Below are 23,672 nucleotides of genomic sequence, written 5' to 3'. Positions count from 1 at the left end.
GCTATCCCTCTAGACCGACACTCCTCACCTCGGGTGAATTCGTACCCCAGTAATTTCGAAATTTCAAGCTATTTCGTAATAATCAGTGCTCATCAGATGAAAAAACAGTGCCGAGGTCGTTACCACTCATGAATAAATGTGTAAAAGTCATGGACTTACGCGCAAGCCCATGACGGTCTTTCAATCAGAATGTGTCGGATAGTCTGCAGCGCAGTTCATTCAGCCAGCGAACGCCGCGGCAGCGGATTTCTTCCCGCCCTCGCGGACTGTAGGGTTCTCGAAGAGATGCCCGGCGTGTTCGATAACATTCTCGCTTGTTTCACGGATATGCCGTTCGATGAGACGCAACGCGCTGGCTTCGTCCCTCTTGAGCGTTGCATCAACGATCATCTTGTGCTCGGCATCCTTCTCCCGCCACTTCGGGCGGAATTGCGAAGACATGCGACGGTATCGGTGAGCGCGCTCAAAGAGCTTCTTGCGGATCTCGATCAGGTTCGGCGAGTCGCAGGCGAAAACAAGCGACAGATGAAACTCGCCATGCACCGCGCTCCATTCTTCCGATAGGTAATACTCTCGTCCAAGTCGTTGCTGCAGTTTGTCCATGCGGTGGAAGGTCGACAGGATGTTTGCTTCCCACCGATCGTCCCCCTTTTGCATCGCAAGCCGCAGTGCTTCCCTCTCTATGAGCACCCGAACATCGGTAAGGTCGTTCAGATCGGCAATCGAGACGGGGGCGACGACGAAACCGCGCTGACCTTCGGCAACCACCAAGTTGTCTGCCGTCAGTCGCGTGAGTGCCTCGCGCAGCGTGGAGAAACTGACGGAATACATTGAGCGCAGCGTCTCGAACCGGAGCTTCTCCCCCGGCTTCAGAACGCAGTTGATGATATCCTGCCGCATCTTGTGGAGGACGTCGCCAGCACGTGTCTCACCACCGGTGTGCATTTTTTCCTGCATTTTTTCCTCGAGCTGCCTGCTGCACGAAGCACACTGCCCGCAGTCTCAGGCGCATGTGCAAGTACTATGGAGAATTTCGAAATAAATCAATGTCCACACATACCGCGGCATTTTTGCTCTGCCTGACACTTGCCAACCATCGCCGATCATTTACGATATTATAGATAGTTTTCGAAATTGCGAAAGGTTGAGCATGCGATATCTGAGTTTCATCGAAGGCAATCGCCATACCTATGGCTACGTCGTGAATTTCGGAGTCGTTGACCTCGGAAAGCGCACCGGATTGCCCGACCTCAAGACCCACATAGCGGCAAGGGCGGATGTGCTCGGCCAGGAACCAATAGCCGATCCCGACTACGCGTTTTCCGAGATTCGTTTTCTGCCCACGATCCCCAATCCCTCCAAGGTGCTGTGCGTAGCAATCAACTATCGGGAACACGGCGACGAACTGAACATTCGACCTGCATATCCACTGCTCTTTACCCGGTTCGCATCCTCGCAGACGGGGCATAACGAGCTTCTGCCGAAACCGAGTCATTCCGAAATGTTCGACTACGAAGGTGAACTCGCCGTCATCATCGGTCGGCCAGGGCACCGGATCGCCGAAGCAAATGCGCTTGACCACGTTGCCGGCTACAGCTGTTTCAACGATGGCAGCGTCCGAGATTGGCAGAAGCATTCCAGCCAGTTCACCCCTGGCAAAAATTTCGCTCGCACTGCCGGCTTCGGCCCCTGGATGGTGTCGGCGAACGAATGCACCGATCCTGGCAATCTCACTCTCCAAACGCGTGTCAACGGTGAGATCCGGCAAAGAACCAACACAAGCCAGATGATCTTTTCCATTTCCTGGCTCATTTCATACATCAGCCAGTTTGCGCCGCTCGTCCCTGGCGATGTGATCGTGACGGGAACGCCAAAAGGCTTCGGTTCGAGCCTCAAGCCGCCCGTGTTCCTCGAAGTTGGAGACCTGATCGAGGTCGAAATTGAGGGAATCGGGGTCCTGCACAATGCCGTTGGGCCAGATCAATAAGTGTTTCATAATTTCGTAATTCCATATATTTTCGAAAATATCTTGATCAGCTTCGATTTTTGCGCTATCACAACAACCTGATTTCGCAATTGCGGTTTGTTTGGGAGGAAGACATGAGCCACATCGTGCATGCCGTCGGGCATATGAAGATCAACGTAAGTGAACCCGAGGCAGTCATTCGCGATGCGACGGAAATTCTCGGGCTGCGTGTGACGCATCGCACGACGGAGCAGACCTGGCTGAGTTCGAACGGTCGGGCGGCCGAGCTGGTTTTAGTGCATGCCGGTGAAAATTCAGCCCACACTATCGGCCTCGAGGCGCTGACGCCGGAATTGGTCTCTGAGGCAGCATCTCGCGTGGAGGCAGCCGGATGCCGGATCCTATCTCAAGAGCCGAGCCTGGACTGCATCGCCAAAGGGGTGACCTTTGCAACGCCGGAGGGGCTGCGATTTGAGATTCACAGCCCCATCCGTAACAAGACCTACGGCCGCCGCTATCCGACCAACGGCGTCGGACCCAACCGTATTGACCACATTAACCTGATCACGCCGAACCCAGCGGCCACTCGTGCCCAGCTCGAGGCGATCGGCGGCATGAAACTGTCAGAGCGGATGGTCAATGATGCCTTGAGCTGGATGTATGGTGGCAATCGCCAGCATCATGTCCTGGGGCTGGTCAAGGGCGCCGCGCCCGGGCTGCATCACGTCTCCTTCGAGTTCCTGGAGTTCAACCAGTACTTGCGTCTGGGCGACATCCTCGATCAGTTCGACCGTCAGCTGATGTGGGGTCCCGGCCGCCATCGCCCCGGCGACAATACTTACGCCTACTACACCGATGCCAGTGGAATGATGATCGAATGTTCTGGCGTGATGGCACATATCGCTGACGACGCCGATTTCACCCCGAACGTCATCACCAATCTCGATCGCCCCGGCAACGTGCGCGACATGAATGTCTGGGGCACGCCCGCGCCGCTCGAGTGGCGCGAATATTTCCATCCATTCGCCAAGATCGCCTGATCCAGACCGAGGTTAAGACCATGCAAGAAAAACTTACGTTCACGTCAGATGGGCTGACACTTTCGGCCGTCCTCCATGTTCCGGACGGGCGCGAGCCTGGGCAGAAGCTGCCGGCCTTCATCGTCTGCCATGGCTTTGTCGGCTCGAAAGATGAGAGTCATGCTCAGATCCAGGCGGAAATGATGGAAGCGTTCGGCTATGTCGCCCTGCGGTTCGATTTCCGCTCATGTGGGGAAAGTGAGGGGGAACGTGCGCAGGTCCGCTGCTTCGATCAGGTGGCAGACGCCAAGAACGCGCTCACTTTTCTCGCCGAGCGCGAGGAGGTAGATCCCAAGCGCATCGGCATCACCGGCCACAGCTTCGGCGCCGCCGTGTCCGTCTATGCCGCCGGCGTAGACGACCGCTTCGCCTGCTGCCTTTCCTCCTGCGGCTGGGGCAACGGCGAACGCAAGTTCCGCGGCCAGCACCCCACCCAGGAAACCTGGGAGAAGTTCATCGGCATTCTCGAAAAGGGTCGCACGCACAAGCAGGAAACCGGTGAAAGCCTGTGGATGTCGCGCTTCGACGCCGTGCCGATTCCCGAACATCTGCGCAAGAATCTTTCCCCCAAGGCGATCATGGAAATCCCGGTAGAAACAGCTTGGTCCATGTACAATTTCCGCGCGGATGACGTCGTCGCGAACATCGCGCCGCGACCCCTCCTGCTGTTCCACACGGCAAACGATATCATTACGCCAACCAGCGAATCCGTGCGGTTATTCGAGAAGGCGGGCCAACCGACCGAACTCATGCTCGTCGACACGACTGCCCATTTTCCACTCTCCGAACGAGACGCTCCACGCACCAAGGCGATGATCAAGGGCTGGCTCGACAAGTTCTTCCCCACATCCCCCGGAGCGACAACATGAACAGCACGGCGCGCGACGTGAAGCGGATCGACAAGGTGAGCCTCGAAAGCTTCTCAGCCGCCTTGCTCGTCGCCGGCGGTTTTCGGCCAGAAGACGCCCGCAAGACGGCCGAGTTGTTGGTCTGGGCCAATCTGCGCGGCGCTGAATCGCACGGAGTGCTGCGTATCCCGCGCTACATCGAGATGGCCGGACACGGCGCGATCAACACCACCGCCCAGCCTGTCTTTACCCGGACCTTCGGCGCGATCGCAACGCTCGATGCCGATCGCGCCCCCGGCGCGGTCGGCATGCAGAAGGCAATCGACAAGGCAGTGGAATTAGCCGGAACGCACGGAATCGGTTTATGCAGCGCCATTCGCATCACGCATGCAGGCGCGATCGGCTATTTTGCGGAGAAGATCGCCGAACGTGGCATGATCGGCATTGCGATGACAGCATCGAAGCCGCTGATGATCTATCATGGCGCGCGTGTCGAAGGCGTTTCGACCAATCCCCTCGCCATCGCGGCTCCGACGCGGGGCCGCCCCCTGATCCTGGATATGTCGACCGCCGCAGTGGCGCTTGGCAAGATCATGGCGGCCAAAGACGCAGGTGGTTCCATTCCGGCCGACTGGGGGGTGGATGCCGCGGGCAACGCAACCACCGATCCGTCCAAAGTCAGTGCGGTTTTGCCCATGTCTGGGCCGAAAGGATCCGGCTTGTCCCTCATGATAGAGGTGCTCTCAAGTGTGCTCGGCGGCAACCCGCTGATCTCGGTAGCGCTTGGCGAAAAGCGGGATGCAGGCTTCAACGGGCTGGTCATCGCCATCAATCCTGGCGTGATTGGTGATCAGGAACACTTCATAGATGAAGTCGAACAATTGGCTCGTGCGATCAAGGCGCTTCCTCCGGCGGCGGGCGTCGATGACGTCCTCCTTCCCGGAGAGCGCGGCTTTGCCATTGCGGATGCGCGGAGAGAGACTGGTATCCCTTTGTCGGCCGGAACCGTCAAGCGGCTGGCGGCCGAGGCGCAAAAATATCATCTCGACGTGCCGTCAGTGCTGACGTGAATGGCTGCCCCAATCAGCAGCGATGTTTGCCGCCTGCGCCGCACTACGCCTGTGCTCAAGTGCGCCGGTCCCTTGGACTGGTCGCGTAGCCGACTTCGTGCCGAGAAGCCACGCCGTGCAAAAAGCGGTTCGTGCCCCCTGCTGGACGGGCAAGAACGCGACCGTCATTTTTGCTTCAAATCCGAAATGGACAGCATGCGGCTTCCATAGAAAGGACGAGCGGAGCAGTCCAGCATCGGACGACAGTGCAACCTCAGTATAACTCCCGGCTCCGCACGATTCATCACTCTCATTGATAGTCGTAAAAGCCACGGCCTGTTTTTCGTCCGAGCCAACCCGCCTCGACATATTTCACAAGGAGCGGACAGGGCCGGTATTTCTGGTCCGCAAATCCCTCGTGGAGCACTCGCATGATCGCAAGGCACGTATCGAGACCGATGAAATCAGCCAGCCTCAATGGCCCCATCGGGTGGTTGGCTCCAAGCTTCACGCCTCTGTCGATAGCTTCCACTGTGCCCACCCCTTCGTGGAGAGCAAATATCGCCTCGTTGATCATCGGCAGGACCACGCGATTGACGATGAAGGCTGGCGAATCTTCCGAGGTGGTCACCTCTTTGCCAAGCTGCGCAGCATACCCTTGAGCGACCTCGTAAGTTTGCTGCGAAGTGGCAATTCCGCGGACCAGTTCGATGAGCTTCATAACCGGAACCGGGTTCATGAAATGAATACCAAGGAATCGGTCCGGCCGGTCCGTCGCCTTCGCAAGACGGGTGATCGAGAGGGACGAGGTATTGGTGGCGATCAGGGCTTCAGGCTTGAGAATGGGACAAAGTCGTTGAAAGACATCGCGCTTGATTGCCTCATTTTCTGTTGCGGCCTCGATGACGAGATCACAGGCGCCGAGATCGTCGATGGAGTCGGAACCTGCGAGCTTTCCGCTGATCGGAAGTTCTGTGCATTTGTTCCGGCTTATCGCTTCGCGGACCTTACCGATGCCCTCGCGGATACGGTCGCCAGATACGTCGTAGAGCTGCACGGCGATGCCAGCCTGCACGGAGACTTCGGCAATGCCGAGCCCCATCTGGCCAGCTCCGATGACGCCCACCGAACGGATGAGGATTGGACCTTGATCGGTCATGTCAGTGCCTTCTGAAGTTCCGGGATGGCTTCGAAAAGGTCGCCGACGAGGCCGTAGTCGGCGACCTGGAAGATCGGCGCTTCCTCGTCCTTGTTGATGGCGACGATGACCTTACTGTCCTTCATGCCGGCGAGGTGCTGGATGGCGCCGGAGATGCCGACGGCGATGTAGAGTTGCGGCGCCACGACCTTACCCGTCTGGCCGACCTGCCAGTCGTTCGGGGCATAACCGGCATCGACGGCGGCGCGGCTTGCGCCGACGGCAGCACCGAGCTTATCGGCAACGGGCAGGATGACCTGCTGGAACTTATCCGAAGAGCCGAGCGCCCGGCCGCCGGAAATGATGATCCTGGCCGAGGTCAGTTCCGGACGATCGGACGAAGACAGAGCGTCGGCAACGAAGGTCGACAGGGGAGTGCCGGTCGCCACCGCGGCGTTATGAACGGTGGCGACCGGGCCATCCTCGCCCGCAGGGGCGAAGGATGTGGTACGAACGGTGATGACTTGTCTGGCCTCGGTTGTCTGCACCGTCTGGATGGCGTTGCCGGCATAGATCGGCCGCTTGAAGGTGTCGGCCGAGACGACTTCGGTGATTTCCGAGATCTGGGCGATGTCGAGCAACGCGGCAACGCGCGGCAGCACGTTCTTGCCGACCGACGTGGCGGCCGAGAGGATGGTGTCATAGCTGCCTGCCAGCGACACGATCAGGGCAGCCAACGGCTCGGCGAGGTTGTTGGCAAGGTCGTCGCTTTCGGCGAGCAGCACCTTGGACACGCCGGAGAGTTTTGCAGCCGCATCGGCCACAGCCTTTGCGCCCTTGCCGGCCACCAGAACGTGTACGTCGCTTCCTGTTTCCGTGGCGATCTTGGTGGCAGCCGTCAGCGCCTTGGCGGTCTGGTCGGACAGGGTTACGTTGTCGTGATCTGCCAGAAGAAGAATGGCCATGATTTTAGTCTCCCTTTTCCTGGACCTTAGAGGACGCCGGCTTCGTGTCCGAGCTTGTCGACCAGCTCGGCGACCGACTTGACCTTGATGCCGGCCTTGCGGCCCGAGGGCTCCTCGGTCTTCAGGACCTTGAGGCGGGCTGCCGTGTCGACGCCGAAATCGGCCGGGCTCTTCTTGTCGAGCGGCTTCTTCTTCGCCTTCATGATGTTCGGCAGCGAGGCGTAACGCGGTTCGTTGAGGCGCAGGTCGGTGGTCACCACCGCCGGCAGCTTGATCTCGATGGTCTGCAGGCCGCCGTCGACTTCGCGGGTGACCTGCGCCTTGCCGTCGCCGATCTCAACCTTGGAGGCAAACGTCCCCTGCGCCCAACCGAGCAGGGCCGAGAGCATCTGGCCGGTCTGGTTGCTGTCGTCGTCGATCGCCTGCTTGCCGACGATGATCAGGCCGGGTTGCTCGGCTTGCCCCACACCCTTGATGATCTTGGCGACGGCGAGCGGCTCGACTTGGTCGTCGGTCTCGACCAGGATCGCCCGGTCGGCGCCCATGGCAAGCGCCGTCCTGAGCGTCTCTTCCGCCTTGGCCGGACCGACGGAAACGACGACCACTTCCTCGACCTTGCCGGCCTCCTTCAGGCGCAGGGCCTCCTCGACCGAAATCTCGTCGAACGGGTTCATCGACATCTTCACATTGGCAAGCTCGACACCGGATCCATCCGGCTTGACCCGGATCTTCACGTTGTAGTCGACGACCCGTTTGACGGTGACCAGAACTTTCATAACGCTCATCCTTCAGCTCGATCTAACGCGACCGAATTCGGCCAGAATCTCGGCGGTGTGCTCTCCCAAGCGCGGTGATCGCCTGGCGAGGTTGAGCCCCGACTGCGAGAACACGATTGGAGTACGCAAACCAGGCACGCCATCAAGTTCGACCAGCATATTGCGGTGACGGAACTGTTCGTCACCAAATAGGTCGCCGACCGTATTGATCGGGCCGGCCGGGACGTTGGCCGTTTCCAGCGAAAGAAGAAGATCATCACGGTTCCAAGACGTTGCCTTCTCGATCAAGGCTTGCTCGAGTGTTAGTCGGTTTTCGACACGTTTGGCGTTCGTCGCGAAGGCGTCGGAAAGCGGCAGCTCAGGTAGGGCAAGGACCTGGCACAGGCGGAAAAACTGGCTGTCATTGCCGCAAGCGATGATGATATAGCCATCAGCAACCGGAAGGGTCTGGTATGGCGCGATATTTGGGTGGGCGTTCCCCATGCGCTTCGGTGTGATCCCGGACGCCAGGAAGTTCATTCCTTGATTGGCGAGAACTGCGGCCATGCAATCGAATAGTGCCATGTCGATGTGCTGGCCGCGACCGCTATTTTGACGGGCCTGCAGTGCCGCCTGGATCGCAATCACCCCGTAAAGGCCGGTGAAGATGTCAGCGAAAGCCACGCCCACTTTTTCGGGGGGGCCATCGGGCTCACCTGTGAGATCCATGATTCCGCTCATGCCTTGGATCATGAAGTCGTAGCCCGGACGTTTTGCATAGGGGCCGGTCTGGCCAAAACCAGTCACTGAACAATAGATCAGACCGGGATTGCTTCTCGAAACGCTCTCGTAGTCGAGAGCGAACTTCTTCAACCCACCAACCTTGAAGTTCTCAATCACGATATCGGTTGATGCGATCAGGGCCCGGACCAAGTCCATATCGTCGCTCGAGTTGAAATCCGCGGTCATCGATCTCTTGCCGCGATTGCAGGCATGAAAATAGGCGGCCGAACGATTGCCCTCGCCTTCCTCTATATAAGGCGGACCCCATTGACGGGTGTCATCACCATGCGGACTTTCGATTTTGATCACATCGGCTCCCAGATCGGCCAGCGTTTGTCCGATCCATGGGCCCGCCAGGATGCGGGCAAGTTCAACGACCTTCAATCCGGCGAGAGGCGCATCAGACATTGTGAATCTCCTCGACGAAGCTGATCAGGAGAACGCTTGAATGCCGGTCTGAGCACGCCCGAGGATGAGAGCATGGACATCATGCGTCCCCTCATATGTGTTGACCGTTTCCAGGTTCTGGGCGTGACGCATGACATGGTATTCGATCTGGATGCCATTGCCGCCATGCATGTCGCGCGCTTGCCGAGCGATATCGAGGGCCTTGCCGCAGTTGTTGCGCTTGACGATCGAAACCATTTCCGGCGCGAACTTGTGATCGTCTAGAAGCCGCCCGACGCGCAGCGACGCCTGAAGGCCAAGGGCGATTTCGGTCTGCATGTCGGCAAGTTTCTTCTGGTAGAGCTGCATGCCCGCCAGCGGCTTGCCAAACTGTTTACGATCGAGGCCATACTGGCGGGCGCGGAACCAGCAGTCCTCAGCTGCACCCATGACGCCCCAAGAAATACCGTATCGCGCCCGGTTGAGGCAGCCGAAAGGCCCTTTCAGTCCCGAAACATTCGGCAGCAGCGCATCCTCGCCGACTTCGACGCCGTCCATGGCGATCTCGCCGGTGATCGATGCGCGCAGGCTAAGCTTGCCTCCGATCTTCGGCGCCGAAAGCCCCTGCATTCCCTTATCGAGAATGAAGCCACGAATCTCGTTGTTGTGAGCGACCGACTTTGCCCAGACGACGAAAACGTCAGCAATCGGCGCATTGGAGATCCACATTTTCGAGCCGCGCAGGCGATATCCATTGTCCGTCTTCTCGGCGCGCGTCTTCATGCCGCCGGGGTCGGATCCGGCGTCCGGCTCTGTCAGCCCGAAACAGCCGATCAAGTCGCCGGAGACGAGGCCCGGGAGGTACTTCTTCTTCTGTTCGTCCGAGCCGTAGGCATAGATCGGATAGATGACCAGTGAGGACTGGACGCTCATCATCGAGCGATAGCCGCTGTCGACCCGTTCGACCTCCCGGGCGACGAGACCGTAAGCGACGTAGTTGGCGCCCGCCGCTCCGTACTCCTCGGGAAGCGTGACACCGAGCAGACCTGCCTGCCCCATCAGCTTGAAGAGGCCAGTATCGGTTCTCTCGTCGAGATATGCGTCATTAATACGGGGTATCAGCTCTGCTTCGGCAAATGCCGCTGCCGCTTCGCGAATCATCCGCTCGTCTTGCGACAGCTGTTCCTCAAGAAGAAAAGGGTCATTCCAGGCGAACGTCATGGCCGTGTCTCACGTTTGAACTCCTGCCAAGATGTCAAAAAATCCATCCCGTGAGAAACGACGTTTACTCATCCAGATATGAGCTGTAGTTATAGCTCATGGATCCGCTACAGCGACGCCTGCTCCCATCGACAACCGCACTAGCGGCGTTTGATTCAGTTTGCCGGCTCGGCAGTTTTTCGGCCGCCGCTGTTGAACTGACGTTGAGCCAAGCGGCGATAAGCCGCCAAATCCTGACGCTCGAGGAGCGACTCAACACGACGCTTTTCGTGCGTAACGGACGTGGTGTGGCGTTGACGCCCCAGGGCGTCGTCTATCACAAGACCATTCAAGAGGCGCTTGGGTTAATCCGGAGTGCGTCTTTGCACGCCATGTCCGGCTCGCCCTCTGCAACGCTAAACCTTGCCATTCTTCCGACGTTTGGAACACGATGGCTTCTGCCTCGTATCCCCAAATTCGTCTCTGAGCATCCGGAAGTGACACTTAATTTTGCCACACGTATTGGCGTCTTCGATTTCAAAAGTGAAGGTATCGACGCTGCGATTCATATCGGCGGTAGCGATTGGCCGAACGCCAAGTGCACGTTTCTCATGGAGGAAGTTGTCGCACCGGTTTGCAGTCCTTCGTTCCTGAAAGACAATGCAATCGTGTCAGAGCACGACCTCCTGCGGCTGCCACTTCTGAAGATGCGATCGAGACCTCAGGCTTGGGACGACTGGTTCTCCAGCCTCGGCATAGACGGCAAGCAACCGGGAACTATGAGTTTCGAGCAGTTCCTTGGGGTTGCACAAGCTTGTGTCGCCGGTCTCGGTGTAGCTTTGATGCCACTCTTCCTCATCCGGCCAGAGTTAGATGACGGGCAACTCGTTATTGCATCGCGCCACTGGGTGCGAAGCAGAAGCAACTACTATCTCGTGTCCCCGGAGGGAAAGGAGAGTTCCAAGCCCGTCAGCGCCTTTCGCGATTGGCTTCTGCGAGAAACGGCGGAATTTTGCAAATCGGAACTGGCTGTCGACTTTCACTGTTGAGTTGGGATCCCCTCCCACCGGCACCACGGTGTGCCATGAGGTTCCGTCGCATACACTGAGGCCGACAATACGCGCAGATCGCCACTCTTGAGGCGATGTTTAGGCGGCGGCTGCCGCGGTGCAAGCCGTCGGGTACGGCGCCAATCTCGAACCGCAGATACGCACGCAGGCGATCGATTCACGATCGCTGCAACTGTCCTTCAGGCTGCCATCGACCCGATGACCCGATCAAAGAGGCGGTCTGGCAACAGCCAGCGCAGAAAGAGAATGGGCTTCGCCATGTAACCGGCTGCGTAGCGGGTTCGAGGCTTGGCGACGGTCACGGGGTTGGCGACAGTTTGCGCGATGACCGAGGGATCGGAGAGCTGCGTGCCGGAATAAAGTTTGGCCATACCATCCGCCGCCTTCGTCACTTCCGAACAAGGAAGCGGTGCTGTTGGCGACGATCCGTCTCTTTATGACCGGGCGCTCAGGCAGGCAGAGAGTGAACTGGCAAGCTGCAGGGACCTGCGCGGGCAGCTCGGCATTGTCTTTGAACACTTCGCCCGGCGGCCTTATGCAATGCTCCACTCCACACCCAACGCCGAGGACATCATAGAGGGTGTCGGCACAGAAAGTCGCAAGGCGATCGCAGAGTGCAGAGACGGGTTTCGTGCTGTCGTCGAAAAGCTGCTGACTCCTGCAGAAGACAAAATTCGCGCGTCCGGGATGTCACTCCATCAGCTTGCCAACGCGATCCTGAATTTTGCATCAGCCGCGAAACATGAGGCGCGCGATCAAGCCCACCTCGACGGACCTGCTCCTAAGCCTGACGACGATGGCTCTTCGGTGCGCAGCGTGAAGCGCTCGGGGATAAAATAGCGGCCAATCGACCTCACAGATCGACCGGCCATTTAGCAGTCGCCCAAGCGGAGCTCGACCGTCCCTGAACCAGTATGACCCGGTCAAACGATCGACCGGCCCAATTTTCCTGTCTTTCACATCATGACGCCATCGCGTAACGGCTCTGGCCAAATCGGCTGCCAGCGCTAGTCTTGAAGCGATCGACCAAACCCGCCAGCCTTTCGGTTTCTTGGGAAAGGCTCTGCGCTGCTGCGGTGGTTTGTTCGACCATCGCGGCGTTCTGCTGCGTCACCTTATCCATCGCGTCTCCCGACGCTGAAACCTCTTTCAAGCTTGCGGCTTGGTCCCTAGCAGCAATTGCGATCTCGGTGACGATACCGCTCATTGCGCTAACCTGTTCGACTATCAGTGCCAGCGAGACGCCAGATTCACCTACCAAACGCACTCCGGTATCGACCTGTGCTGAAGACGCCGAGATTAGATGCTTTATCTCCCTCGCCGCGCTGGCTGAGCGCTGAGCCAATTCACGGACTTCCTGCGCGACGACAGCGAAGCCCTTTCCGGCATCTCCTGCCCGCGCCGCCTCGACTCCAGCATTCAGGGCAAGCAGATTCGTCTGAAAGGCAATCTCGTCAATTACGCCGATGATGTTGCCGATCTTTGAAGACGATTCTTGGATCTCGGTCATTGCATTGATGGCACGTGCGACGATGTCGCCGCTCTTTTCTGCATCGGACCGCGCAGTCACCGCTGCTTTCTGGGCACGACTCGCACCCTCAGCCGTGTCATTAACGCCCTTGGTGACATCGCCCAAAGCGGCAACCGTTTCTTCCAGAGACGCTGCCTGCTGCTCAGTGCGCCGAGCCAGATCATGGGATGCCGCGGAGATTTCGTCCAGACCGGAGTGGATGGTACTCACGGCACGGATGACGGAATCGAATGCTTCCTCCAGTTTGGAGACCGAATTATTGAAATGGTCTCGTATCCTGGCATAACGTGAGTCCACCGGCGCAATCCGCACCGTGAGGTCGCCCCTCGATAGCGCATCGAGACCCAACGATATTTCTTGAAACGCTTGCTCCATCGCCTTCGCCTCGAGTTGCTTTTCGGCCTCCTGGTCCAGCCGCTCTTTTTCGGCAGCGAGACGTGTGCGCTCCGCGAAGTTTTCAGCGGCAAGCTTTGCGTACCCGGTTTCTTGGAACACCTTCAATGATCGTGCCATGGCGCCGAGTTCATGACGGTACTCGCTGCCTTCGATGATGATGGAGCTGTCTCCGTGGGCGAGCCGCTCCATAGACTGCGCCATTTTCCGAACTGCTGCCGAGATGAGCCGTCCCACAACATACGACAAAACCAGCCCGACAATTATCAGCAGCCCTGCGATGGCGAGCGTCGTAGTACGAGCGGAGCCGATGGTTGCGTCCACCGAACCATCCAAATTTCCTTGGGCGGTGGTGACAGTTGAGGAAAGCGTCGAAAAGCCGTCAAATACTTTTGCAGCCAGCGTCTTCTGAACTTCATGGGTTTCGTCCATCGCGTCGGCGACTTGTTTTACTTCCGCCAATCTCGACGTGTAATTCTGCATCAGCTGGGTTGCGCCATTAAGACGCTTCTGCTGCAGCTCGTTTTTTGCATGTTTGACCGCGCTTCCGTTCAGCGCCAACGCGTCCTTCAGCTCAGCTTGAGCTTTGTCATAAGCGTTGGCATCGCCTGTGTGAACGAAGCGTTCCGAAAAATAGAGGCTCCGATTCAGGGACGCTAGCGTGTCCGATGTCATGTGCGAAAGGATTAGGTCTTCCTGTCTCCAAGCGCTTCGCAACACATCCGCCAACGCGATGCTGGTCCATGGGCCGAACTCGGTAACTTTGGATAAAAGTATCTCGCGTCTTGAATGTAGCGAAACCATCCGATCGAATGCCTCGCTGTAAGCGGCGATGTCTCGTCGGATTCCCTCCATGCCCTGCGAAAGTATCGAGCTTTCAGCGATATGAACATCTTCCTTCTCGAATGATTTCACACCTGCATGGAAACGCTCCACAAGCGCCGGGGTAGGACTTGCTCGGAAAGTTTCAGCCGATAGCTCGATCTCATGCAGACGCTCATTATATTGTGAAATCGTGAGGCTCTCTCCGACCGTTCCGCGGTACGAAAAAAACAGCGACGAAAGACCGGCCATGCCGGAATTGGCGTTGAGCGCAAGAAGGCTCATCAAGACGATGAGAGGCACGAAGCCGGCCGTGATCTGAGCACGAATGCCCAACTTTCTCCAAACAAACATCATATGGCTCCTTGTCAATTATTCTGTGCCGCGTATCGAGCGACGTTCTGTCGCGTCACTAATTCGAAGGGGATGAAGTTCATGCGCGAAACTTTCTGTCCCTCGATCAAACTTAGTGCGGCGTCCACGGACCCAGCGCCCTGAGCGGCGGCGTTTTGAAAAACCGTGACATCCATGTCTCCAGACTCGACTGCTTTTAGAGCATCGGGAATAGCGTCGATGCCCGCGACGATCACGTCGGTCATCTTGACGCCATTTCTCTTCAGCGCCTGGACCGCCCCCAGCGCCATATCGTCATTGTTCGCTATCACCGCGTCGAATTGTGCTCCCGCCGACAACCACTCCTGAATCTGATGGTCAGCATCGGAAAGTGACCAATACGCGGACTGCCGCTCGACGACATGAATTCCAGTGCAAGGTTCGGTCGAGATGACACTATCGATGTCCTCGGTACGCGCACGTGCAGCCGCATGTGCTGGCTCACCGACCAGAACAGCGACGCGTCCCTTTCCTTTTAATAGAGCACACACCTCTTGTGTCTGCAGCGTGCCAGATTCTCTTTCATCAGAAGCGACAACGACTTGGTTGTCCGGCAAGTCTTCAATGTTGGCTGGAATGTTGTTCACAAACACCAGTGGGATGCCGGCAGTAGCAGCGATCTTGGTCATTTGCGCACCGAGGTCGCCATCATCGAGCATTACGATAAGGGCATCCACTTTAGCAGCTGCCAACTTCTCGACTTGTTTAATCTGAAGCTGAGTATCGCCGCCAGCGTCCTCGGTGAGAATCTCAATGCCCGCTATACCCTTCGCATGACCTATAAGACCGTTCATCAAGCCGGTGTTGAACGTGTCGAGGTGGCCGGCGGAAAACCCCAGAGTTCGCGCTTCCAACTGGCATGTCAACGTTAACATCGCAACAAATGTGAATAGAAGCTGCTTCATGATCCCTCCCGACGGTGTTTGGATAGTGCTTAAGGATATACTTGATAAGTACTTAAGATATCGTTTAGCAGCGGCTTGGATCGATATGTCATCACGGGTCGCCCGGAGCGATGCACGCACCACGGAAAACGGCATGATCCAGGGTGCATCGATGGGACACAAACGTCCGAGTTTTTCCTGCTTGCACCGGGGAACCTGATGGGCACAGCGAGAGCGTAGCCAGTAACGTGGCTACCCTCTCACCAAGTTCAACGGAAAAGCGCTATCAAGGATAAGCGGTTGCTCCGTCCGGCTTGCGCGTGACCTTGCGCTCCCAGTGAATGTAATCGTCTGTGGCCAGAACCTTTTCGTCGATCTCGAGGCCCCAGCCTGGCCGATCCGGACGCAGTTCCATATGCCCGTCGACCGGCATATAGGGATCCAGCGCCCATGGCGCGTGCACATGTGGCTTGAACTCGAGAATCTTGAAGTTCGGCTGGGCGGCACAAAAGTGGATATTCACGGCCGTGGCCAGCGGCCCCATGGGATTGTGCGGAGCGACCGTCACATAATGGGCCTCCGCAATAGCCGCGATCCGCCGCATCTCAGTCACGCCACCAACCACACAGATGTCCGGCTGAATGATATCGGCTCCGCGCGCGGTGAGAAGCGACAGGAATTCAAAGCGAGAATAGAGTGATTCTCCGGTGGCCAGCGGAACGGTTACCTTGGATTTCAACTCCGCCCAGGCAGGAATATGCTCTGGCCGAATGGGCTCCTCGTAGAAAAGCGGATCATTCGGGGCAAGCGCCGCAGCCAACTGAACCGCTTGGTAAGGCTCGAAAATCTTGGCATGGGCGTCGAAAGCAAATTCGTAGTGTGACGGTGTAATCTCACGGATCTTGCCAAAATAGTCGCCCGTTTCCTTCACAACTTCGCCCCACCGGCTCGCATGCAGGTCTCGGCGATAGGGACTGAGCTTGAATGCGGTATAACCATAGTCCTCATTGAGTTTCAACGTCTGGTCGAGCGCATGCTGCGGATCGGGGGCAGTATAGACGCCGCAATAGACCCGCACGCGGTCGCGGACATGGCCGCCCAGCAACATGTAGACCGGTAATCCCGCGGCCTTGCCGGCGATGTCCCAAAGCGCGTGGTCAATGGCGGAGATAGCGGCCAACCCCAGAGCACCCGGTGGGAAGCGGCATTGCTGGTTGAGCTTCAGCACCAAAAATTCTACGCGGCGCGGGTCTTCGCCTTCTATCTGGTGGAAAAAATAGTCAAGAAGCGGCGAGAGCGCCCGGTCCGGACCGTGATTGTAGCATTCGCCCCAACCGGAAATACCTTCGTTCGTCTCGATTTTCAGGAGCAGGCGTGGCCGATCATCGACTCGCTGCATGTAGGTCTTTATGCCGGTGATATGCACGTCAGACTCCTCAAGCAGCACGCATCTCGGCGGTCAGGCGAGCAACGACTGTACGCAGGGTCGTACGCTCGCTTTCGTTGAGAGCCACAACACCGGGAAGGCGAACAGGGCCGACATCCGTACCGAGCATGCCAAGAGCTTCCTTGACGACTGTCACGTTCGCACCATTATTGTATTTCGTGCGCAGCGTTTCGAACTCCGCAATCCCGTCGATCAACGACCGTGCAGCGGCATAATCACCGGCTTCGAGAGCCCGGTGGATCGCGTGCGAACGTTCCGGGAAAACGTTGACAAGACCGGAGGTGAAGCCGCGTGCGCCAAGCGCGTAAAATGCGGGCGCCCAACCCTCCGCCAGACCGCAGACCCAGATCGCAGGGGCGTCATGGGTGGAGCGGACGACCTCGGAAAGCAACATCAGGTTGGACGAAGCGAACTTGATGCCGGCGACATTCGGATGCAAAGCGAGCTGACGGAAATCTGCGACGGAAAAGCTGTCACTGCGGACATAGGCAATGAGGGGAACTGTACAGAAATCAGCGAGCTCGAGGAAATAGCGGGTTTGATAGGCCGGGCCAGCAAAAGGGTCCATCGGGTGATGACCCATCACGGCATCGGCTCCGTGGGCAATCGCATCCCGCGCAAGCGCCTTGGCATCGGCAAGCGAGCGACCGACGGCTGCGCTTACCAGCGACTTGCCAGCTGCAGCCTCGATCGTGACGCGATGAACCAAGCGAATTTCATCCATGGTCAAGGTGAAGAATTCGCCGGTATTGCCGGCGGCCATGAGATTATGAACCCGCGCCGCCGCCATGCCCTTGATGAGCGTATCCAACTTATCGACATCGATGCTTCCGTCCGCGCGATAGGGCGTGACGGGAACGCCCGAAATGCCAGTTAGTGCCTTTCTAACGGTCTCGAGCTTGTCACTCACCTTAGATATCCTTTTTGCTTCCGAAAACTATAGACAGGTAGGTCTCGCCAGATCGGACGACGTGGTCGCGCATCTGCTTTTCCGCCCCCTCAGCATCACCGTCGATGATCGCAGCGGCGATGGCGGTATGCTCTTGCAGCGCCTTTTCACGCTCGGTCGGGTCCGAATGAATGACCCGGCGAATGCTGGCATCATAGAACTGCTGTCGCTCTATGAGGCGAGCCAGGTAGTGGCAGCGCGACGCACGATGGATCTGGTCGTGAAAAGTCTCGTTGAGAGTGATCAGCTTATCGGCATTGCCGCTCTCGGTTGCCGCCTCCATGAGGTTCACCGTCGCTTGCAACACAGCCTTGCTCTCGTCCGAAATACGACGCGCAGCCAGACGACCGATCATCGACTCGAGTGCCGCACGGGCAAGAATCATTTCCTCGGCCCAGTTCATATTGAACCGGATGAGCACGCCTCGTCGTGGCAACGCCTGAACGAGGCCCTCCGCCTCCAGAAGTCGCAAGGCCTCCTTGACCGGCGTAGTGCTGACGCCGAATTGCTCCGCCAGCTGGCGCTCATTTACCTTTTCATCCGGCTCGAAGCGGCCAGCGAGGATGGCGCCACGAAGGATACGGTGGACATGGTCACGAACCGTCAGCTGAAACTGCGGATCGAGCTTCTCGATCCGTCCGGTCCCGCCTGAGAGATTTGGTTCATCTGCCATTTCTGCAAAATCCTGTTGACGCGCAAATCGACTTGTGAGATCTGATATACCAGATTTCAGATCGATGTCGATATGAAAATTGGTGAAACTTAGAGGTTGAGGAGCCTCCACGGGAGGAAATTGACATGCTTAGACGCCACTTCCTGACGCTGGTTAGCGCTGTTACTATTGCTGCCGTCATCCCGCTTGCGGCGACTGCCGCCACGCCCGAAGACCAGCTGGTCATCGCGACCAACATGTCCTCAATGCGCGGCCTCGACCCGCATGAACTCAACCAGCTCGAAGCCGCCGAGGTCGTCGCCAATCTCTATGAACGCCTGATCGTACTGCCGGCCGATAAGATCAACGAGCCCCAACCCGGCCTTGCTGAAAGCTGGACGATTTCGCCGGATGGCAAGACGTTCACCTTCAAGATCCGCGCTGGCGTCACTTTCCATTCCGGCAATGCGCTGACAGCCAAGGACGTCGAATGGTCCCTGCGCCGCCTGGTCAAGCTCGGGCTTGCCCCCTCCACAGACCTTCGCCAATGGGGCTTCTCGGCGGACAATGTCGACAGCCTGATCCGCGCCACGGATGCACAGACGGTTGAAATCGAGACGCCTGAGGTCTGGAACGCCGATCTGATCCTGCTGTCCCTCGCCAGCTTCTCGACCTCGATCCTCGACAGCGCCTTTCTTGCGGACAAGGATAAGGACGGCGACCTGGGCCGGGAATTCCTGCAGACCGCGGATGCCGGTTCCGGCCCTTATTCGCTGAAAACATGGCGCGCCAACGAGCTTTTGATCGCTGAGGCATTTGCTGACTACTCGCAAGGAGCGCCGGCCATGCGCCGCGTCATCCTCCGCCACCTGCCGGAATCGTCCGCGCAACGACTGCAGATAGAAGCGGGCGACGTGGATGTCGCGACGCGCCTTTCCTCCACCGACCTGGCGGCGCTCGAAGCCAGCGGCGGCGTGCAGATACAGAAAACCCCCGGCTTCGGCTTTTATTATCTCGCGCTGAACCAGAAAGACGAAATCCTGTCCAACCCGAAGGTACGCGAGGCCTTCCGTTACCTTATCGACTACGACGGTTTGGCCAATACGGTCATGAAGTACTACGGCATCAAGCAACAGAGCATTATTCCCGCCGCTTTGCCGGGCGCCCTCGGCGAAAACCCCTACAAACTTGACGTGGAAAAAGCCAAGCAGTTGCTCGCGGAGGCGGGATATCCCGACGGCTTCTCCAAGGTCTACTATGCAACGCCGGTCACGCCGGAATTCGAAGTTGCACAGTCGCTGCAGGCCAATGCGGCCAAGGCCGGCATAAAGCTCGACCTTCAGGCCGGCGACCATATCGGCAAGTTCCGCGAGCGGGCATTCGAGATTTTCTCAGCGCGCTCCGGCGAGCGCCTGCCCGATCCTCATGCCGTTCTGGCATCCTATGCAACCAACGCCAACAATACCGACGAAGCCAAGCTGACCGGCCTCCTGGCATGGCGCACGGCATGGGACGTGCCAAAGGACCTGCAGGACATGGTGCTGGCTGCGGCGCACGAGACCGACCGGACGAAGCGTAACGCTCTGTATGCCAAGATCAACAAAGCCTATCTGACATCGTCCCCGCCACTGGTCACCTCGTTCCAAAGAACGGATGCCAAGGCCGTTCGCAATGACGTGAACGGCTATATCGGGCATTCAACCTGGTTGACCCGGTGGGACACCGTGACCAAGGGCGATTGATCCTTCAGCAAGGACACCTGACTTGACTTCCTCCCAAGCGACCACCGTGAACAGCCCGGGCAGCGGCAAAAAGCTGCTATCCGGTGCCCGCAAGATTGCGACGTCGTTCGCAGTGATCCTGACAACCCTGTTGGGGCTCCTTATCATCACCTTTGCAATCGGGCGGCTCGTACCGGCCGATCCGGTCATCGCCGCAATCGGTGACCAGGCGGATCAGGTGACCTACGAACGCGTCTACAAGGAAATGGGCCTCGACCGCCCGTTCCTTGTTCAGTTCGGGCACTATCTTGCCGATGTGGCCCGGCTCGATTTTGGCCAATCCCACATTACCAAGAACGCTGTATCCAGCGATCTCGCCCGCGTATTTCCAGCGACCATCGAACTGGCCACTCTAGCGACGCTGATCGGTGCCGGCTTCGGGGTCCCGCTCGGCGTCGTTTCGGCGGTCCGCAAGGGCACATGGGTCGATCATCTCGGCCGCGTGGTCGGACTGCTCGGCTACTCGACACCAATTTTCTGGCTGGGCACGATCGTCATCCTTGTCTTCTACGCCAAATTCGGCCTCATTCCGGGCGGCGGGCGCATCGACATCTACAATGAAGGGCTCGTTGAGGGTCCGACCGGGTCGCTGCTGCTGGACTCCATTCTCGCCGGCGAGTGGGAAGTCTTCCTCAGCGCCCTGCATCACGTTCTCGCGCCTGCCCTGATCCTGGGCTATGCCGCCATGGCCTACCTCAGCCGCATGAGCCGCAGCTTCATGCTGGAACAGCTGCGTCAGGAGTATATTTTGACCGCTCGCGCCAAGGGTTTGAGCCAGCGCTCCGTGGTATGGCGACATGCCTTTCGCAATATCCGCGTACAGCTGTTGACCGTCGTGGCGCTCGCCTATTGCGGCCTGCTGGATGGCACCGTGCTGATCGAGACCGTCTTTGCGTGGCCCGGCCTCGGCCAGTATCTCACCTCGGCACTGTTTTTCGCAGACATGAACGCCGTGCTAGGAAGCGTCCTGCTGATCGGCATCATCTCCATCGCGATCAATCTCCTTTCGGATATTGTGTATCGCTTCATCGATCCGAGGACGCGGTGATCAGCATGACAAAGTACGGAACCCTGAACACGTTACACACCTGGCTGATCAGCGAGGACTTCACCTCGACGCGCCAGGCGCGGTTGCACAAGATGTACGTCGCCTGGCTCAGCTTGCTTGCCAACCCGCTGGCCTTCACCGGTTTTCTCGTGGTCTTGATGCTGATCATCGTGGCAGTTCTTGCTCCGTTCATTACCGCCTACGATCCCTATGGTCAGGACCTTTCCAAGGCGCTGCAACCGTTGTCCTGGCAAAACTGGTTCGGCACCGACGAATTCGGTCGCGATGTCTATGCGCGTCTGGTCTACGGCGCCCGCACCACGCTCTACATCAGCATCCTTGTCACGATCATCGTTGCGCCGATTGGTTTTGTCATCGGAGCGAGCGCTGGCTATCTCGGCGGCTGGGTCGATGTCGTACTGATGCGTATCACCGATATCTTCCTGTCGTTCCCGAGCCTGGTGCTGGCGCTGGCCTTCTCCGCCAGTCTTGGCCCCGGCATCGAGAATGCCGTGATTGCCATTGCGCTCACCGTCTGGCCCCCCATTGCCCGTCTGGCGCGCGCGGAAACGCTGACGTTCCGCCACGCCGATTTCGTCGTCGCGGCGGAGCTTCAGGGCGCCGGCATGATCCGCATCCTGCTACACCACATCGTGCCGCTTTGTGCTCCGTCCGTCGTCGTCCGTCTGACGCTCAACATGTCGAGCATCATTCTGACGGCCGCCGGCCTCGGCTTCCTCGGATTGGGCGCGCAACCACCGATGCCGGAATGGGGCGCCATGGCCGCATCCGGCCGCCAATACCTTCTGGAGGCCTGGTGGCTCACAACGATCCCCGGAATAGCAATTTTGACCGTCAGCCTTGCCTTCAACCTGCTCGGCGACGGCCTGCGCGACATTCTGGATCCTCGAAATGCGTAAATCAGCAGACACAATTCTGACGGTCGAGAACATGTCGGTCGAATTTCCGACACTGTCGGGCGCCGTCACCGCCGTGCGCGACGTCTCCTTCACCGTTGGTCGCGAAAAGGTCGGCATCATCGGCGAATCCGGCTCGGGAAAGAGCACGATCGGCCGCGCGATCATGCGTCTTCAACCTCCCAAGGCGAGGGTGAAGGCGGATCGCATGGATTTCGAGAACGTCGATCTTCTGAAGGCCAACGAGCGCGACATGTTGTCGATCCGCGGACGACGCATCGCTATGATTTTGCAGGACCCCAAATATTCACTGAACCCGGTCATGAGCATCGGCGAGCAGATCGCCGAAACCGTGTTGTTGCACGAGGGTGTATCGCGGAAGGAAGCCAGCGCGCGCACGCTGGCCATGCTCGAGCGGGTACGGATTCGCGATCCACGACGCGTGTTCGATCTATATCCGCACGAGGTTTCGGGCGGCATGGGCCAGCGCATCATGATCTCGATGATGCTGATTGCCTCACCGTCCCTGATCATCGCCGACGAACCGACCTCGGCGCTCGACGTGACAGTGCGCCAACAGGTCCTTTCCATCCTCGACGAGCTTGTCGTAGAGCGCAACATCGGCCTTATCTTCATCTCGCACGACCTCAATCTGGTCCGCAGCTTCTGCGACAGGGTGATCATCATGTATGCCGGTCGCATCGTTGAGACCATCGCTGCTGCCGATCTGCACAATGCGACGCACCCCTACACCCGTGGCTTGCTGAATGCACTCCCAAGCCTCGATCAACCGCGTGATCGCCTCGAGGTCCTTCGACGCGACCCTGCCTGGCTGGAGCGCACCTGATGCCCATGATTAAAGTCGAAAATCTCGCCGTGTCCTACGGGAAGGACGCCAGCGAAATTCGCGTTGTCGACGATGTATCGTTTTCAGTGGTGAAGGGCGAAGCGTTCGGTCTGGTGGGAGAAAGCGGCTGCGGCAAATCGACGATCCTGGGTGCTCTCGCAGGTCGAAACAAGCAGTGGACGGGCCGCATCGAGATAGACGGCGACGCCGTCGGTCAGACGCGTTCCCGTGCGCAGCTTGCCAAGCAGCAAATGGTCTTTCAAGATCCATTCGGCTCGATCCATCCACGCCACACGATCGGGCGCATTCTGCTCGAACCGCTTGAAATCCATGGACTGGATCAGCGCCAGGACCGCGTGCAGAAGGCGCTGGACGATGTTGGCCTGCCGCAGAATTTCCGTTACCGTTATCCCCACCAGCTTTCTGGTGGGCAGCGCCAACGAGTGGCCATTGCCCGAGCCCTGATCCTCGAGCCGAGAATATTGCTGCTAGATGAACCGACATCTGCCCTTGACGTGTCAATTCAGGCCGAAATTCTCAACTTGTTGAAGGATCTGCGCGAGCGGGAAGGTCTGACCTATATCCTCGTCAGCCACGATCTGGCCGTGGTCGCCCATCTCTGCGACCGGGTTGCCGTTATGCAGTACGGCGTATTTGTCGAAGTCGCTGAAAAGCAGCACCTTGTCCGCGGCACCGCAACACATCCCTACACGCGTACGTTGATGGATGGCAGCCGTGGTTACATTCCGCAACCACCCATATGACGAC

Annotated in this window: 23 protein-coding genes; 11 read left to right on the top strand and 12 right to left on the bottom strand. The window is 58.3% G+C overall.

What is annotated here, in order from left to right; genetic code table 11:
* Positions 1-219: 219 nt before the first annotated feature.
* Entirely contained in the window at positions 220-957 is a 738-nt protein-coding gene (locus ACSQ2W_RS26200) for a GntR family transcriptional regulator (RefSeq protein ID WP_436084233.1), read from the bottom strand.
* A gap of 283 nt (positions 958-1,240) precedes the next feature.
* Between ACSQ2W_RS26200 and ACSQ2W_RS26195 the strand changes: the two genes are divergently transcribed.
* The 4 genes from ACSQ2W_RS26195 to ACSQ2W_RS26180 all read left to right on the top strand — a co-directional run bounded on the left by ACSQ2W_RS26195 (position 1,241) and on the right by ACSQ2W_RS26180 (position 4,963).
* On the top strand, positions 1,241-1,987 hold the full coding sequence (locus tag ACSQ2W_RS26195; RefSeq protein ID WP_436089091.1) for a fumarylacetoacetate hydrolase family protein: 747 nt from the start codon (positions 1,241-1,243) through the stop codon (positions 1,985-1,987).
* A 113-nt stretch (positions 1,988-2,100) separates the two neighbouring features.
* Positions 2,101-3,006: a VOC family protein gene (locus ACSQ2W_RS26190; RefSeq protein WP_436084235.1), complete on the top strand. Its 906-nt coding sequence runs from the start codon at positions 2,101-2,103 to the stop codon at positions 3,004-3,006.
* Between the two features lie 20 nt (positions 3,007-3,026).
* Positions 3,027-3,914: an alpha/beta hydrolase gene (locus ACSQ2W_RS26185; protein WP_436089090.1), complete on the top strand. Its 888-nt coding sequence runs from the start codon at positions 3,027-3,029 to the stop codon at positions 3,912-3,914.
* Positions 3,911-4,963: an Ldh family oxidoreductase gene (locus ACSQ2W_RS26180; RefSeq protein WP_436089089.1), complete on the top strand. Its 1,053-nt coding sequence runs from the start codon at positions 3,911-3,913 to the stop codon at positions 4,961-4,963. The genes ACSQ2W_RS26185 and ACSQ2W_RS26180 overlap by 4 nt, the downstream gene beginning before the upstream one ends.
* 289 nt (positions 4,964-5,252) lie before the next feature.
* On the opposite strand, the gene ACSQ2W_RS26175 is transcribed toward ACSQ2W_RS26180, so the two are convergent.
* Genes ACSQ2W_RS26175 through ACSQ2W_RS26155 form a run of 5 tightly spaced genes read right to left on the bottom strand, consistent with a single transcriptional unit; the run spans position 5,253 to position 10,191 of the window.
* On the bottom strand, positions 5,253-6,101 hold the full coding sequence (locus ACSQ2W_RS26175) for a 3-hydroxybutyryl-CoA dehydrogenase (protein ID WP_436089088.1): 849 nt from the start codon (positions 6,099-6,101) through the stop codon (positions 5,253-5,255).
* Complete coding sequence (locus ACSQ2W_RS26170; protein WP_436089087.1) at positions 6,098-7,045, bottom strand: electron transfer flavoprotein subunit alpha/FixB family protein; 948 nt, start codon at positions 7,043-7,045, stop codon at positions 6,098-6,100. Before ACSQ2W_RS26170 ends, ACSQ2W_RS26175 begins: the two co-directional genes overlap by 4 nt.
* Positions 7,046-7,071: 26 nt before the next feature.
* Entirely contained in the window at positions 7,072-7,821 is a 750-nt protein-coding gene (locus tag ACSQ2W_RS26165; protein ID WP_436089086.1) for an electron transfer flavoprotein subunit beta/FixA family protein, read from the bottom strand.
* A gap of 12 nt (positions 7,822-7,833) precedes the next feature.
* The gene (locus tag ACSQ2W_RS26160; RefSeq protein ID WP_436089085.1) at positions 7,834-8,991 is read right to left on the bottom strand and encodes a CaiB/BaiF CoA transferase family protein; all 1,158 of its coding nucleotides are present in this window, start codon (positions 8,989-8,991) and stop codon (positions 7,834-7,836) included.
* A gap of 24 nt (positions 8,992-9,015) precedes the next feature.
* Positions 9,016-10,191, bottom strand: coding sequence for an acyl-CoA dehydrogenase (locus ACSQ2W_RS26155; protein ID WP_436089084.1), 1,176 nt, complete (start codon positions 10,189-10,191; stop codon positions 9,016-9,018).
* A gap of 98 nt (positions 10,192-10,289) precedes the next feature.
* Between ACSQ2W_RS26155 and ACSQ2W_RS26150 the strand changes: the two genes are divergently transcribed.
* Complete coding sequence (locus tag ACSQ2W_RS26150) at positions 10,290-11,219, top strand: LysR family transcriptional regulator (RefSeq protein WP_436089083.1); 930 nt, start codon at positions 10,290-10,292, stop codon at positions 11,217-11,219.
* 200 nt (positions 11,220-11,419) lie between these two features.
* Here ACSQ2W_RS26150 and ACSQ2W_RS26145 read toward each other — a convergent pair whose 3' ends face one another.
* Positions 11,420-11,611 (bottom strand): hypothetical protein, encoded by a 192-nt coding sequence (locus ACSQ2W_RS26145; RefSeq protein WP_436089082.1) that lies wholly within the window; start codon positions 11,609-11,611, stop codon positions 11,420-11,422.
* On the opposite strand from ACSQ2W_RS26145, the gene ACSQ2W_RS26140 reads away from it, so the two are divergent.
* Complete coding sequence (locus ACSQ2W_RS26140) at positions 11,604-12,080, top strand: hypothetical protein (RefSeq protein ID WP_436089081.1); 477 nt, start codon at positions 11,604-11,606, stop codon at positions 12,078-12,080. The genes ACSQ2W_RS26145 and ACSQ2W_RS26140 overlap by 8 nt on opposite strands.
* 121 nt (positions 12,081-12,201) lie before the next feature.
* Here ACSQ2W_RS26140 and ACSQ2W_RS26135 read toward each other — a convergent pair whose 3' ends face one another.
* From ACSQ2W_RS26135 to ACSQ2W_RS26115, 5 genes are all read right to left on the bottom strand, one after another.
* Positions 12,202-14,343, bottom strand: coding sequence for a methyl-accepting chemotaxis protein (locus ACSQ2W_RS26135; protein WP_436089080.1), 2,142 nt, complete (start codon positions 14,341-14,343; stop codon positions 12,202-12,204).
* Between the two features lie 11 nt (positions 14,344-14,354).
* Positions 14,355-15,284, bottom strand: a complete 930-nt coding sequence (locus ACSQ2W_RS26130) for a substrate-binding domain-containing protein (protein ID WP_436089079.1) — start codon at positions 15,282-15,284, stop codon at positions 14,355-14,357.
* A 265-nt stretch (positions 15,285-15,549) separates the two neighbouring features.
* Positions 15,550-16,689: a mandelate racemase/muconate lactonizing enzyme family protein gene (locus ACSQ2W_RS26125; protein WP_436089078.1), complete on the bottom strand. Its 1,140-nt coding sequence runs from the start codon at positions 16,687-16,689 to the stop codon at positions 15,550-15,552.
* A gap of 10 nt (positions 16,690-16,699) precedes the next feature.
* Complete coding sequence (locus tag ACSQ2W_RS26120; RefSeq protein WP_436089077.1) at positions 16,700-17,620, bottom strand: dihydrodipicolinate synthase family protein; 921 nt, start codon at positions 17,618-17,620, stop codon at positions 16,700-16,702.
* 1 nt (position 17,621) lies between these two features.
* Positions 17,622-18,332, bottom strand: coding sequence for a GntR family transcriptional regulator (locus ACSQ2W_RS26115; RefSeq protein ID WP_436089139.1), 711 nt, complete (start codon positions 18,330-18,332; stop codon positions 17,622-17,624).
* A 125-nt stretch (positions 18,333-18,457) separates the two neighbouring features.
* On the opposite strand from ACSQ2W_RS26115, the gene ACSQ2W_RS26110 reads away from it, so the two are divergent.
* From ACSQ2W_RS26110 to ACSQ2W_RS26090, 5 genes are all read left to right on the top strand, one after another.
* Complete coding sequence (locus ACSQ2W_RS26110; protein WP_436089076.1) at positions 18,458-20,053, top strand: ABC transporter substrate-binding protein; 1,596 nt, start codon at positions 18,458-18,460, stop codon at positions 20,051-20,053.
* Between the two features lie 73 nt (positions 20,054-20,126).
* On the top strand, positions 20,127-21,140 hold the full coding sequence (locus ACSQ2W_RS26105) for an ABC transporter permease (RefSeq protein WP_436089138.1): 1,014 nt from the start codon (positions 20,127-20,129) through the stop codon (positions 21,138-21,140).
* 5 nt (positions 21,141-21,145) lie between these two features.
* Positions 21,146-22,060: an ABC transporter permease gene (locus ACSQ2W_RS26100; RefSeq protein WP_436089075.1), complete on the top strand. Its 915-nt coding sequence runs from the start codon at positions 21,146-21,148 to the stop codon at positions 22,058-22,060.
* Complete coding sequence (locus tag ACSQ2W_RS26095) at positions 22,053-22,904, top strand: ABC transporter ATP-binding protein (protein ID WP_436089074.1); 852 nt, start codon at positions 22,053-22,055, stop codon at positions 22,902-22,904. Before ACSQ2W_RS26100 ends, ACSQ2W_RS26095 begins: the two co-directional genes overlap by 8 nt.
* Positions 22,904-23,668: an ABC transporter ATP-binding protein gene (locus tag ACSQ2W_RS26090; RefSeq protein WP_436089073.1), complete on the top strand. Its 765-nt coding sequence runs from the start codon at positions 22,904-22,906 to the stop codon at positions 23,666-23,668. Before ACSQ2W_RS26095 ends, ACSQ2W_RS26090 begins: the two co-directional genes overlap by 1 nt.
* Positions 23,669-23,672 lie beyond the last annotated feature (4 nt).

Source organism: Pararhizobium sp. LjRoot255, assembly GCF_964252905.1.
Taxonomy (GTDB): Bacteria; Pseudomonadota; Alphaproteobacteria; order Rhizobiales; family Rhizobiaceae; genus Pararhizobium.
Note: the sequence above shows the minus strand (reverse complement) of the source record. Positions and strands in the feature narration are given on the sequence as shown.